The organism is Rheinheimera sp. 4Y26, from assembly GCF_025245835.1.
In the GTDB taxonomy this organism is placed as follows: domain Bacteria; phylum Pseudomonadota; class Gammaproteobacteria; order Enterobacterales; family Alteromonadaceae; genus Pararheinheimera.
This window is the reverse complement of record NZ_JAOBWS010000005.1, coordinates 109,009-121,928: the sequence shown is the minus strand read 5'-3', so window position 1 is coordinate 121,928 and position 12,920 is coordinate 109,009. Positions and strand designations below refer to the sequence as shown.

The following is a 12,920-nucleotide window of genomic DNA, read 5'->3' as shown; positions in this document are numbered from 1 at the left end:
TTGTTATTGAGCTCTGTCATCAGCCACGCTCCAAAATGCCATTGTCTTTCAGATATTGCCTCAGCCCCTGGTATAACCCTTTGGCAACCACCGCCATTTCTCCTTGTTGCCATAAAGCAGCAAAGTCCGGATAAGCCCGTTGTAAATAACGGTTTTGCTCAACACGGCCACTGTTAAAACCATCGCCCTGATATAACCTGGTGAGTTTGTCGAGCAGTTTGGCATCGGGGCTGCTGTCAGCGGCAAGCTCAGCCTGCAAATACAACAGCGCAGTGTTGAACTCCACCGGCAAAGGCCGGCATAAAGCCTGGCTTAGCCACTGAAATAACTGCGTCAGCTCAGCAATGGCCACTGTTTTTTCCAGTGGCGGCAAACAAATTTGTCCATCCACCGCCAACAGCTGAATAGAAAGCGGGTAACCATTGGCGGCACACAATAACTGCTGCAACCAGGGCGATAACAACTGGCTGTATCTTAATTGTTTGTTTTTATACAAAGCCCCCACCAGCCACTGATATTGCAGCAGGCGGCCATCGGGCGTACGGCGCAGGCCACGCAGCCAGTCGCCACATTGCTGGCCACCAGCGCCAAACTCCAGATACAAAGGCGCAATCAGTTCGGTAGGCTGACTCAACAACAGCTGTTGATAAGCCTCAGCCTGCGGTGTCAGTAATTCTTCCAGTTGCTGGCAGAGCATGTCGCCGGCGCCGGCCAGCGGCAACAGCCCTTCCTGCGAAAGTCTGGTCAGCTGCAAAGACAATATCTGCTGCCAGGCTTTGCCTTCATCAATGGCCTGCATCAGCTGCTGTTGCAACCGCTGTTGCAGCTGCCAGCGCTGCAAGGCATCCAGACTAAAATCTTCACTGCCACTGAGTCTGCTGTCGTCGTATTCCAGCTGAATTTTCAGTCGTTGCCGGAAAAAGAACTTCACCGGTTCTTTTAACCAGGCCGTTAAACGGCCGATGTCCCACACCGGCAGTTCATCCGGTAACGCCAGAGCAGCATAAGCCTGGCCGGACGGCGTTGATGTGTCGCTGGTTTTGGGCTGATGCAGCGCCAGCCATTCATGCTGAAAACTTGTTAAAGTTGCAGAGCCCAAATAACGGCGGCTAAATGCCTGTAGTGGATGCTGTACTGTTAAAGCGTCCAGCAAGGCATCACCACTGACAATGCTGTCCTCAGGGTTGTCCCCAAGCTGCAGCTGCCAGCCGGATGCCAGATGATCCCGAAGCTGCGCTATCAGTACCGAAGGTGGCCTTTCGCTGTTGTCATGCACACTGTGGCCCACCCAACTGATACGAAGCCGCTTGCGTGCTGACAATAGCGCTTCAAGCAGCAAATAACGGTCATCGTCCCGGCGCGAGCGATCGCCCGGACGGTACGAATGGGCCATTAAATCAAAATCTTGCCGGAGCATTTTGCGCGGGAAATCACCGTCGTTCATGCCAAGCAAATGAATTTGCGCAAATGGAATAGCGCGCATCGGCATTAAGGTGGCAAAGTTCACGGCACCAGCCAGAAAACGCTGCGCCAGCCCCTGACGCTCAAATCCGTCCAGCCAGCTTTTTGCCACCACAGCCAGGCACAAAGGGGTATCCAGGCTACTACGCTGACACTGCTGCTGCCAGTCATGCAAGCCTTGCTGTAACTTCAGCAGCAGTTCGCTTTGATGTTCATCCACCGGCAGAAAAAAATCGTCCAGTAGCTGCTTAAGCCACAATACCCAGTCTTTGGGTGGAAGCTGCAACTGACTTTGTTGCCAGTATTGCTCCAAAAGCGCCAGCAGCCTGGCCAGTTTACCGGCAAGTTCAGCCGACAACCCCGACACTTCAGGTAAAGGTGCTATCTGCAGCCAGGCTTCACTGTCGCCCACCGCATAACCTAATAACATGCGCTGTACACCGGATTGCCAGCTGTTTTGCCAAAGCCCACCCGGTAAGCCCAGACTTTCACGCTGGTTTTCATGCAAACCCCAGCGGATATTAGCTGCTTCTATCCAGCGTTGCAGCAGCGGTAAATCGGCGTCGGTCAGGCCAAATTTTTGTTGTAGCGCTGGCAGCTGTAATAAGTCCAGCAAGGTGCTGACGGTAAAACGCTGCTGCTGCAGATTTAATAAGGTTTGCAGCGCCTGCAGCAAAGGCTCTTTGGCCAGCGCACTCTGATCGGCCACGGTAAAGGGAATATAACGGGCATCATCCCGGCTAAAACGGCCAAACACGGCGGCAATAGCAGCCGCATACTGGTTAATATCCGGCACCATCACCATCACATCGGCAGGTTTTAAACCTGGATCCGTGGAAAATTGTGCCAGTAAATCATCATGCAAAATTTCAATTTCACGCATGGCACTATGGGCTGTGGCAAAACAGATACTTTGCGCCTGTGGCAGGGTTAATACCGGCCAGTGCTGCCTGGTTTCGGCTAATGGCCGAAGTTCCAGAATATCGTTTTGCAGCTGACCCAGCAGGGTGTTGTCGGGCGCATTGCTAAAAAGATCCACCCTTTGGCCGGCAAATAACAGACGATGTGCCTGAGTCTGGTCAAACTGGTCGAGCAGCGCAATATAATCGCGACCCTGTTTACCCCAGGCTGCCAATAGCGGATGGCCGTGCTGCTGTTGTGTCAGCGCTGTTTGGCTGTCTGCAGCCAGCGTGCTGTTTGAAGCCATTTGTTTAGGCTGCTGCCGGCCAATGCCACGGCGCAGCAAATCTTTGTCGGCCACTATGTCGGCCCAATAATGCTGACAAGGGTTATGCACCGCCAGCAGCACCTGAGTATAAGGCGCTATGGCGGCAAGGGCTTCCAGCATTTGTTGCGGCAGACTGGAAATACCAAAGACGATGACCCGCCGCGGCAAGCCTTTGGGTCTGCTTTGGGCACTGAGCTTTTTGGCCGCAGCTAAAAACTTGTGATGCAATAAAGCGCGGCTTAACGTTTTTTCAGCTTCAGGCACATCAGCAAGCACAGCGCGCCAAAGCGCCGCTTGCCAGCGTTCAGACTCAGGCAGCGCTTTTTGCTCACCTCTGGCGTCAATCAGTATATCTTTGCCTTCACTCCAGGCTTGCAGCCAGTCGGCGCGATACACCTGATATTGGTCAAATAAGTCGGCAAGCCTGAGCGCCAGCTGATGTTGTTTACGCTGCAAAGTATCATCGGCAAGATAACCCGCCAGCGCTTGAAATTCGGCCTGCTCAGCAAGTTCTGGCAGCAATTTAAACAACCGCCAGCACAGCTCATCTTTATCAAACACTGAATGTTCGGGAATATGTTCAGCCCCCAGCACACTGCGATACAGCTGCCAGATAAAACGGCCGGGCATCTGTAAACTCAGGCAGCTGGCAATACCAAGGCCCGCCTCACTGCCATCCTCAGGGTCAGTGTCGGCGGCAAGCGCCAGTTTCAGCCACTGCGCAATACCGTTACTTTGCACCAGCACAAATTCAGTTTCGAGCACGCCAAGCGGATAAGCTTTGGTAAAGTGCACCACCAAAGCCCTCAGTTGCTCCGGCTGATTGGCATGAACCACTAAAAATCCGGGTTCCAGTGGGGGGGCATCAGTGAATAACGGGGCTTGCTGGTCGGAAAATGCGCTCACCTGAAGGTCCTTTTTTTGCGCGCTGACGCTGATTTTCTGGCGCTGTTTTTGGGCTACTGAATTTTGGGCGCTGCATCTGGCAAAGAACGACTTATCACAGCGCGGCTGCCGCTGTCACAACAAACACAATGATTAACTGACAATCACCCTGTTCCGCCCGCTGGACTTGGCCTGATAAAGCCCGGCGTCAGCCCGGCTCATCACTTCACGCACATCCTCCAGCCTTCCGGCCTGCGCTACACCAATACTGATGCTGATTTGAATACCAGGATAACCGCTGAAACTTAACGCATGTACCGATACACGCAGCTGCTCGGCTACTTCAGTAGCGCCGGCCAAATCGGTATGAGGTAACACCACCAGAAATTCTTCACCACCGGTACGGCCAACCCTGTCCTGCGCTCTGAGCTGTTGTTTTAACATGGCCGCCGTTTGCACCAGCACCTGGTCGCCGGCATCGTGGCCGTAATTGTCATTACATTGTTTAAAATAATCAATATCAATCAATAACAAACACCAATGCTGCTGATGCTGCAGCGACTGCTGACGCACATTTTCGGCAAACCATAAAATACTGCGTCTGTTGGCAACTTTGGTGAGTTCGTCTGTCATGGCCAGACGATGCAGCTGCCGGTTGCGCTGAATTTGTGAAATGGCATAAAACAGCGCGATCAGCGCCAGAATAATAAAAAGTGCTATTGCAATATACTGCCAGCGCTGTGCCGACTCCAGCACTTGTAATTGTTGAGACGTGAGCTGATTCTGCGCCTGCAGCTGACTGTTTTTTTCATCTTTTAATTCGGTATCAAACTGATACCGCAATAAAGACTCACGCTGCTTTTTACTCAGTGAATTCAGTTGTTGTTCCAGCAGATTCGCTTGCACCAGCTGCTGATAAGCGCGGCTGTAATCACCGGCCTGCGCCAGGGCTTTGGACCAGGAACGATGTAACCACATAGAATAACGTGGGTTTTCAAGTGCGGTGATCAGCTTTTCTGCTTCGATGAATTTTTCAAGTGCAGGCGCAATCTGGCCCGTGCCTGCCAGCGCTTCGGCCTGATACAACACAAAAAGCTCAGCATTGACCACCTTTTCACCACCGCCCTGCTGCTGATAACGATGCAGTTGTTGTTCAACTTTGGCGGCAATTTCCAGGCTTTCGCCAAAACGCTCCTGCTGATTGGCAACCCACATTAAGTCCACGTCGGCCGCTGCGGCATATAATGGTTCGCCAATTTGCAGATACAACTGTTTGGTGCGTTCCAGCATTTGCCTGGCCATTTCCGGTTTACCGGTTTCACCATAAATAAAGGCTTTTTGCTGCCATAAAAACCCGAGCCGGTATTTATCACCAGGTGCGGCAAATTCCTTTTCAGACAGTTCCAGATATTCCAGCGCTTTGTCGTACTCGCCCATGCGGCGCAGCGACGTGGCAATACTTTCCACTGTGTCGCCAATGCCAAAACGGTTACCGAGTTTTTTGTATAACTGATTGGCTTCAAACAGCTGCACCAGAGCTTCACCGTTGTCCCCACGACTGGAAAGCAGTTCGGCATATGAAGACAAAGCCTGGGCTTTGGTCAGCGGATCTTCACTGCGACCAGCCAAAGCAACGGCCTGCTGCAGATCAGCATCCTGCTCTATCAGCTGGTTTTTATTGCCATAGTGATAAGCACGGCACAGATAAAAATGCGACAGGTTCACCAGATCCTGATTCATTTCAACCTGGTGTAAAAACTGGTTGGCGTAAGCAATGCCCTGATCGGGCTTGTCATAGAAGTCGGCGTAACATTGCTCGCGCTGCAACCGCCGCTGGCGTTTGGCATCATCCGGCGGTACTGCCGCTTTGAGCTGTTGCATATAATCGTCAATGGCTGCGCGGTCGGCAAACACCAGATCGCCGTTATCCAGACGCTGGATCAGTGAATCAAAAGCCCGGGCATCTGCTGCCTGCAGCAGAAAACTTTGTGTACACAACACCAAAACACCAATGCCAGTCCAACAGCTTTTGATGTGCTTTGCCCATAACCAGGCGCTTTGGTGTTGTTTTCGCAAATAAACCTCCAAAACGGATTGTTAACTGCAGTAACCATCCGGGTTTTGTTGTTGCCAGCGCCAGGCGTCACGCACCATGTCTTTCAGGTCACGCTCGGCTTTCCAGCCAAATAATTCAAGCGCCAGCGACGGATCGGCATAACACTCTGCAATATCACCTGGCCGTCTTGCCACTATCTGATAAGGCACAGCCACCTGATTAATGTCACTGAAAGCTTTGATCATTTCAAGCACACTGTAACCCCGGCCAGTGCCAAGATTGACCGCCACTAAGCCTGGTTGCTGCTGCAAATACTGCAGCGCTTTTAAATGGCCGGATGCCAAATCCATCACATGAATATAATCACGCACGCCGGTGCCGTCTGCAGTTGCATAGTCATCACCAAACACCGCTAACTTTGCTCTTTTGCCAACAGCGACCTGACTGATAAAGGGCATTAAGTTATTTGGCACGCCATTGGGATTTTCCCCAATCAAGCCACTGGGATGGGCTCCCACCGGATTAAAATAACGCAATACCGCGATGCGCCAGGCAGGATCTGAGGCCTGCAGATCCGCAAGGATATATTCCAGCATCAGCTTGCTCTGACCATAAGGATTGGTGGCCGAGCGTGGGGCATCCTCGCGGATCGGCATCTGCCGTGCATCACCATACACAGTGGCCGAAGAGCTGAACACCAGCTGTTTGACACCATGGCGCGCCATCACCCGGCACAACGTAACAGTACCGGCCACATTATTGTCGTAATACGCCAGCGGCTGCTCTGTTGATTCACCCACCGCCTTTAAACCGGCAAAATGCACTACAGCACTGATGTTGTGCTCAGAAAACACCTGTTCCAGCGCTGCTTCATCACGAATATCGGCTTTGACCAGCGGTACTGGCCGACCACAAATTTGCGCCACCCGCTCCAGCGCCTGCGGCTGTGAATTGCTGAAATTATCCAGTGCCAGCACCTCAAAACCAGCCTCAAGCAGGCAGATAGCTGTATGAGTGGCAATGTAACCGGCGCCGCCGGTGAGTAAAATAACGGGCATCTGAGTGTCCTTACGGCAATACTTTGCGAAATGGTTTGACGGTGCTTTGTTTATACACACCGGCAGCCAGATAAGGATCAGCCGCTGCCCACTGCTGAGCCTCCTCAAGTGACGCAAATTCAGCCACCACCAATGAACCGGTAAAACCGGCTTCGCCCGGATCTTCCGCATCCACTGCAGGTAACGGGCCGGCCACTAACAAGCGGTTTTCAGCGGCCAGTTGCTCCAAACGCGCTAAATGCGCCGGACGGGTGATTTTACGCTGCGCCAGACTATCAGCGACGTCTTCAGAATAAATCATGTAATACATCATGCACTTCCCTTCAGTTATTGGCCGAAGATACCAGATAGCCGCCCTGTTTTCCATTGTGCACTGCGCCTGACTCTGCACATCACACTGTGTCAGCTCTGTGGCTGGCAAACCGCTTTTATAAAAGCTCCGGTGACATCAGAGCCCTGGTGCAATACCACAGTTTAATGCTGTGACTTTAGGACAAGGCGGCATTGCGGGGTAAAAAAAAGCCAGCATGGTGAGCTGGCTTTGCTTATCTTTGCATCATTAAAGGGGATCAGACAGTGACGTCGCCACCCAGGCGTAATTTACGTTCATTATAAATATCGACCAGCCCCTGCATTTGTTCCGCATCATAAGGCACCAGATTACTCAGGATCATGCGTTTTTCACCGGCACCAATCACTTCAGAACCATCCAGCAATTCAAATTTCAGCAACACATTGCCTCTTTTACCGTCTATTTCCAGACTCGAATCGGATAATTTTAACTGCGGGCAATTGTCACTAAAACGGAAGAACTGCAAAGCCATACTCTGATAAATCACCAGCGGGCGCTGCGGGTGAATCATCACCTGATGCTGCTCCATCAACGGCTGCAGAATATGCGGGAAGTTCTGACCGGAAAAACGCACATAATCTCGCACCAGCGCTTCAATAAACTGACAATTCTGCTGTTTGCTGCCGCTTTGCTCCAGCATCAGATAAGATTTATCGTTCTGATCAAGCACTTCAACGCTGTTGCCTTCTTCGCTGCAATGCAGCAACACATCAGAGCCAACCATACCATTAAAAGTACAGCTTAAACGCTCAGACAAACCGTATTTGTGCAGCAAAAAAGCAAACAACAAATCGCCAGGCACACAAAATCTTTTGCTGTCTTCATCGTGGATCGGATTAAAGTCTGAAGCAATTTGCTTGGCAAATTGGCTGGCCTGTGCCCGGCTGAAACTAAATTCTTCACCCTGCACATTTACATAGGGCTGTAACAACATCAAAAATTCTCATCCTGTTCGCAAGAGGCGGAGTGTAACAAAACAGTATCAATACAATGGTTTTACCAGTATGCACAGCAATAACAAGGCTTAGCTGTTGTTTATCTTCACAAAAATGCCCGGAATCACAAAAGCACTGTATATTTTCACAGTTTTCGCTTGCTTTTTAAACGAAGCCTGATTACTGTATATACATCCACTGTATATAGACACAGTTATTTGGTTCAGTCAGGGGCTTTATTATGATCCAGCACAGCTATCAGTTACCTTTATCCGGCGTACATTTTGGCAAGACTTTTACTTTGCCTGCAAAAACAGCCACAAAGCTGAATGTACAAGCTGTATTAACAACTCTTGCTGCGCTTACCCAACAACAAGGGTTGCAACATGGCTGGTTATTATTGATTGCACCACCATGGCAGCTGACCAAACAAATGCTGGAACAAGCCGGTATTCAAAGCCAGCGCATTTTGTTGATCCCACAAAAACAAATTGGCCGTTTTGATAACCTGATGCGTGATGCGCTCACCTGCTCTACCTGCAGTGCTGTGGTGAGCTTCTTACCCGACGAGCAGCAAGAACTTGAAGATTATCGTTATTTATCGGCTAAATACGGCACGCCCTTAGTTAATCTGCCAACAGATGCAATGGCACTGCCGCAGCTGACGCATTAATGGTTCACCAATAGCTGGATATGCCCTGCGCCAGATAGCACTGATTTGAAAGCCGCTGCGCAGATTTCCGCAAGAGCAAGGCAGCAAGAGACCCAAACCACACCACTGATGTTTTATAAGCGAGCGATTAATAAGTCACCTTTTAGCTGGCGGTTGTTGGATAGTCGTCCAGGAGCCGTCCTGGAGCTCAACATTCATCGCAATCTGCAAGCAGGCTGTGCTTTATTCCATAGCCCGGTCTTTATGCAAGATGATAGCTAAACCAACTACCGGCGCCTGGAAAAACCCATTACACTCTGCCCCCTGTTATCCGCCTCTGACCCGTGCTGTTGACACAGCGGCAATTGCAGCAACTACAGGAGCAAAATATGGGGTGTTATTGTGGCTCAGATCAGGTTTTTGCCAGCTGCTGCCAGCCTTTTTTAATTGGCACAGCACTGCCACAAACTGCGCCAGAGCTGATGCGTTCCAGATATAGCGCTTATTGCACCGGCCATATTCAGTACATTAAAAACACCTATCATCCAAGCCAGCAATCTGATCAGGCTGAAACAGACATTGCCGCTTTTGCTGATTCGGCCCATTTTGTGGGTTTATCGGTCTTGCCAATCAGCGATAAAAGTCTGCTGCAACAACGGATGCCGGATAACCCTTATCTGGAGTCTTACACCGGTACACTGAGCCTTGCCGCGCCCGACACCGTCAAAACAGCAACAACAGCTGCGGCTGAAGGCTGTATCGATTATGTGCACTTTATCGCCCGTTTTATCATGCAGGATAAACTGCAACAGCTGGAAGAACAGTCCAGATTTATCTTTGAGCAGCAGCAATGGTGGTATCTGGATGGTTGTTTATTTTCCCATGCCAGTCAGAAAATTAACCGAAATGATGCCTGCCCCTGTGGCAGCGGCAAAAAATATAAAGTTTGCCGTCCGCACCTGATGTCCGCACAACAAAGTTAATCAGCGACCTTGACTCACTCAGGCGTGCATTTCCTGCAAAATATCGTATAAAGCCGTCGGATCCGGTGTGATCAAATCGGCTTTTTGTTTTGCCAGATGGCGTCTGGTATGAAAATCCAGACTATCCAGCACTTCGGCCGATAGTTTTTTCGCGTCGTGACGCACTACCGCAGGAGGTGGAGTCAGTAGTTGCTGCAAGCGGCACTGGACCAAACCGCTCTGAATCAACGCCTGATGCTGTGCCGTCAAACAGCCGATATCTTGCTGCTGCATGGCAAAATCACGCTGTTGTTGCACGCCAAGCTGATGATACAAACTTTGTTTGCCAGGCTCTGGTTCACCTGTTGGTAAACAAAAAGCCGCCATTTCATCAACAGCAGGCGATAACATCGCCAGCCACAAGGCAAAATCAGCGCGCTGATGCTGTAATAGCGCCTGATTCAGTTGTCCCTGTAATTGCCATTCGTTGACGAGCTGCAGCATAAAAACGCATTTTTAATGAAAACTGCTGACTTTATCGGCAGTTAAACAGCTTTCTTGAGTTTATTTCTTTACATCGACGTTTGATTTGATAAGATGCCGGCCACGTGGAGGGGTTCCCGAGTGGCCAAAGGGATCAGACTGTAAATCTGCCGGCACTGCCTTCGAAGGTTCGAATCCTTCCCCCTCCACCATCTTCCTGCTGCTTCAGCACTTCTGAGTTACATCTGTTCAAAACAAATAAAACCAACACATTTCAGCTGTTTACAAACTTGCGAATTCACCTTTTGTTTCTCACAATCTTACCAGGTTTAGTTGGCCGGCTTGCCGCATGCACAAATTAGCTCTGTCTGGACTTCATATACTGGTGGTTGATGATCAGCGCCCTTTTCAGGTGATGCTCAAAGGTATTCTGAAAAGTTTAGGCATGGCCAACATCCAGTTTGCCAACAGTGGCGAGCAGGCACTAAACAGATGCAGCCAAACCGAATTTGATTTGTTGTTTGTCGACTATAACCTTGGCGCCGGTAAAAACGGCCGTCAGTTACTGGAAGACTTAAGAGAAAAACAACTACTCAAACCCAGCGCCATTTTTATTATTGTTACAGGTGAAAACACCGTCAGCATGGTGATGAGTGCAGTTGAAACCGAACCAGACGACTATTTAATCAAACCTTTTTCACAGAGCCTGCTCAAGACCCGCCTGCTCAAACTACAACAAAAAAAACAGCACTTAGCCGCTTTATATGAAGCTTTATATCAGCGTCAAAGCGAGGATGTGATTGCCGAATGTGAGAAGGAAATTGCTGCCAATGGCCGTTATGAACAATATTGCCGGCGGGTACTGGCAGAAACTTTATTAAATCAGCAAAACTTCCCGGCACTTGAGCAGCTGCTCGGCGACAGCATGCAACAAAGACGCCCCACCTGGGCCTTGCTACTTTCCGCCCGTGCCAGATTACAACAACAGGATTATCAAAGCTGCACTCAGTTATGTGATGAGATTATTGAGGTCAACCGGCTTTGTGCCCAGGCGCTGGATATTAAATGCCATTGTCAGTTGGCACAGGGCGATACTGCCGGAGCCATGCAAAGTATCAATCAGGCCATTGATATCGCACCTTTTCAACTTGGCCGCCAATATTTGTTGCTGCGCGTTGCCCGTCAGGCCACCAGCCCACTGGATATGGTACAGGCCAGCAAACAAATTTACGAGTTAACCCGGCGCACCGCCAAACAAGATGTGATGCATTTGCTCAATTACATCAGAACCATGCTCGACGCCATCGGTAGCCTGGATGAGCCAGCCAAACGCAATAAATTACAACAGGAAACCCTGCTGTTATTGCACCGCAGTCAAAAAGACGAACTGGCACTAAAAGACGTTGATTTTGAACGTTTTGAACAACTTTGTATGGCGCGGCTGGACGCCATTGAAGGTCGTTTTCATCAGGCGAAAAAAACTGCCGACAAGGTGTGTGACACCATGACAGGCACTGAAGCCGAAACGCCGGATCTGGTGATGCTGCTAATGGACATCGGTGAATTTGAAGGCGCCGACCATTTTTTTGCCAGATACAGCAGTCACACCACGCCGGATCCGGTGCTGGCCGATATGCTGGCGCAACATCAGCAACAATCTGAAGATAAACGCCAGCAGCTGAGCACGCTGAATAAAGCCGGAATGGATAGATATCAGGATGGTAAATATCAGGAAGCGATGCAGTTATTTGAGCAGGCACTTCAGGTGGCTCCCGCCAATACGGTCGCCGCACTGAACTTAATTCAGGCGATGCTACAGGTGCTGGAGTCACAGCAAAAACATAAGTCGCTGGCACTTTACCAACGCTGCCGCCAGGTGTTTAGAACCATCGAACAGGCGCTACTGATGGAACACCACCAGCAGCGTTACAATGAGTTACAGCAGCAATATCAGGGTTACCGTCAGGAATTAAAACAAAGCAGCTAAAACGCCATTGCTGATGTTAAACGAAGCAGATCAGGCTTGCGGCTCTGCCAACAATGCAGATAACTCAGTAAAAAGCACACTGGCGCCAATACGCATCAGCTCTGGCTGCGCCAGACGACCGGTAATATCTTCATACATCGCCATCAGCTCCAGTGCCTGCGCCACTGTGCGAACCCCACCTGAGGCTTTAAAGCCAACAGGACGTTTTGCCGCAGCTATCACCGTCAGCATAATACGGGCCGCTTCCATGGTAATACCAACCGGTACTTTGCCGGTGGACGATTTGACAAAATCAGCCCCACATTCAATAGCAAGTTCAGTGGCTTTAATAATTTGTTGCGGAGTGACCAACTCGCCAGATTCAATAATAATTTTCAGGCAAGCTTTACCACAGGCTTCACGCACATCATACAAAAAGCTTTTTACCCGGCCCGTGTCGCCGGCTAACAACGCCTGATAAGGCAGCACGCAGTCGATTTCATCGGCGCCAAGTGCCAATGCCTGCTGAATTTCCTGTACCACCATATCGGCCGCAGCATTGCCGGTTGGAAAGTTCACCACTGTAGCCAGGGTGCTTTGTACACCAAGCTCCGCAAGCCGCGCACGGCACTGGCCTAAAAACGCCGGATACACACAAAAAGCAGCAGGCAATTTTGCGCTCAGCATGTGCTCTGCCAACCATGCGGCCATTTCAGTGCTGTTGTCGTTGTCGGTTAAACGGGTTAAATCGAGCAGCTTTAATAATTGCTGCAGTTTGAGTTGATTTGTCATCGCAGAGGTCCTGGATCCGGGCCGGCTTTTGGCTGTTATAAGAGTGCCGGCTTGTTAAGTCGCTTTGTCGGGTGTGCGATTAAAGCAGAA

10 protein-coding genes and 1 tRNA gene are annotated in these 12,920 nt (G+C 50.3%); 4 read left to right on the top strand and 7 right to left on the bottom strand.

Annotation, left to right across the window (positions count from 1 at the left end; all coding sequences use genetic code 11):
• Nucleotides 1-19 precede the first annotated feature (19 nt).
• The 5 genes from recC to N3Z11_RS08560 all read right to left on the bottom strand — a co-directional run bounded on the left by recC (nucleotide 20) and on the right by N3Z11_RS08560 (nucleotide 7,974).
• Nucleotides 20-3,595: an exodeoxyribonuclease V subunit gamma gene (gene recC, locus N3Z11_RS08580; protein ID WP_260656753.1), complete on the bottom strand. Its 3,576-nt coding sequence runs from the start codon at nucleotides 3,593-3,595 to the stop codon at nucleotides 20-22.
• A gap of 132 nt (nucleotides 3,596-3,727) precedes the next feature.
• Nucleotides 3,728-5,650 carry a sensor domain-containing diguanylate cyclase gene (locus tag N3Z11_RS08575; protein WP_260656752.1) on the bottom strand — a complete coding sequence of 641 codons (1,923 nt, stop codon included), beginning with the start codon at nucleotides 5,648-5,650 and terminating at the stop codon, nucleotides 3,728-3,730.
• A 21-nt stretch (nucleotides 5,651-5,671) separates the two neighbouring features.
• The gene (gene galE / locus N3Z11_RS08570; protein ID WP_260656751.1) at nucleotides 5,672-6,688 is read right to left on the bottom strand and encodes a UDP-glucose 4-epimerase GalE; all 1,017 of its coding nucleotides are present in this window, start codon (nucleotides 6,686-6,688) and stop codon (nucleotides 5,672-5,674) included.
• Between the two features lie 10 nt (nucleotides 6,689-6,698).
• Nucleotides 6,699-6,998 (bottom strand): YciI family protein, encoded by a 300-nt coding sequence (locus tag N3Z11_RS08565; protein ID WP_260656860.1) that lies wholly within the window; start codon nucleotides 6,996-6,998, stop codon nucleotides 6,699-6,701.
• A 259-nt stretch (nucleotides 6,999-7,257) separates the two neighbouring features.
• Nucleotides 7,258-7,974 (bottom strand): DUF3581 domain-containing protein, encoded by a 717-nt coding sequence (locus N3Z11_RS08560; protein ID WP_260656750.1) that lies wholly within the window; start codon nucleotides 7,972-7,974, stop codon nucleotides 7,258-7,260.
• 242 nt (nucleotides 7,975-8,216) lie between these two features.
• Between N3Z11_RS08560 and N3Z11_RS08555 the strand changes: the two genes are divergently transcribed.
• Nucleotides 8,217-8,648: a SulA-like leucine-rich domain-containing protein gene (locus tag N3Z11_RS08555; RefSeq protein WP_260656749.1), complete on the top strand. Its 432-nt coding sequence runs from the start codon at nucleotides 8,217-8,219 to the stop codon at nucleotides 8,646-8,648.
• A gap of 368 nt (nucleotides 8,649-9,016) precedes the next feature.
• Entirely contained in the window at nucleotides 9,017-9,610 is a 594-nt protein-coding gene (locus N3Z11_RS08550) for a YchJ family protein (protein ID WP_260656748.1), read from the top strand.
• 18 nt (nucleotides 9,611-9,628) lie between these two features.
• Here the strand turns inward: N3Z11_RS08550 and N3Z11_RS08545 are convergent, their stop codons facing one another.
• A complete protein-coding gene (locus N3Z11_RS08545; RefSeq protein ID WP_260656747.1) occupies nucleotides 9,629-10,093 on the bottom strand; it encodes a VC2046/SO_2500 family protein in 465 nt (154 codons plus the stop codon).
• A 106-nt stretch (nucleotides 10,094-10,199) separates the two neighbouring features.
• Here N3Z11_RS08545 and N3Z11_RS08540 point away from each other — a divergent pair.
• Together N3Z11_RS08540 and N3Z11_RS08535 are read left to right on the top strand one after the other, a co-directional pair.
• A tRNA-Tyr gene (locus N3Z11_RS08540) sits at nucleotides 10,200-10,284 on the top strand.
• 137 nt (nucleotides 10,285-10,421) lie between these two features.
• Nucleotides 10,422-12,059 carry a tetratricopeptide repeat-containing response regulator gene (locus N3Z11_RS08535; RefSeq protein ID WP_260656746.1) on the top strand — a complete coding sequence of 546 codons (1,638 nt, stop codon included), beginning with the start codon at nucleotides 10,422-10,424 and terminating at the stop codon, nucleotides 12,057-12,059.
• Between the two features lie 30 nt (nucleotides 12,060-12,089).
• On the opposite strand, the gene deoC is transcribed toward N3Z11_RS08535, so the two are convergent.
• Nucleotides 12,090-12,830 (bottom strand): deoxyribose-phosphate aldolase, encoded by a 741-nt coding sequence (deoC, locus tag N3Z11_RS08530; protein WP_260656745.1) that lies wholly within the window; start codon nucleotides 12,828-12,830, stop codon nucleotides 12,090-12,092.
• Between the last annotated feature and the right edge of the window lie 90 nt (nucleotides 12,831-12,920).

Bases quoted from the DNA above. Each gene is read 5' to 3' on its own strand.
- galE (WP_260656751.1), bottom strand. From the start codon at position 6,688: ATGCCCGTTATTTTACTCACCGGCGGCGCCGGTTACATTGCCACTCAT.
- N3Z11_RS08565 (WP_260656860.1), bottom strand. From the start codon at position 6,998: ATGTATTACATGATTTATTCTGAAGACGTCGCTGATAGTCTGGCGCAG.
- N3Z11_RS08560 (WP_260656750.1), bottom strand. From the start codon at position 7,974: ATGTTGTTACAGCCCTATGTAAATGTGCAGGGTGAAGAATTTAGTTTC.
- N3Z11_RS08555 (WP_260656749.1), top strand. From the start codon at position 8,217: ATGATCCAGCACAGCTATCAGTTACCTTTATCCGGCGTACATTTTGGC.
- N3Z11_RS08550 (WP_260656748.1), top strand. From the start codon at position 9,017: ATGGGGTGTTATTGTGGCTCAGATCAGGTTTTTGCCAGCTGCTGCCAG.
- N3Z11_RS08545 (WP_260656747.1), bottom strand. From the start codon at position 10,093: ATGCTGCAGCTCGTCAACGAATGGCAATTACAGGGACAACTGAATCAG.
- N3Z11_RS08535 (WP_260656746.1), top strand. From the start codon at position 10,422: ATGCACAAATTAGCTCTGTCTGGACTTCATATACTGGTGGTTGATGAT.
- deoC (WP_260656745.1), bottom strand. From the start codon at position 12,830: ATGACAAATCAACTCAAACTGCAGCAATTATTAAAGCTGCTCGATTTA.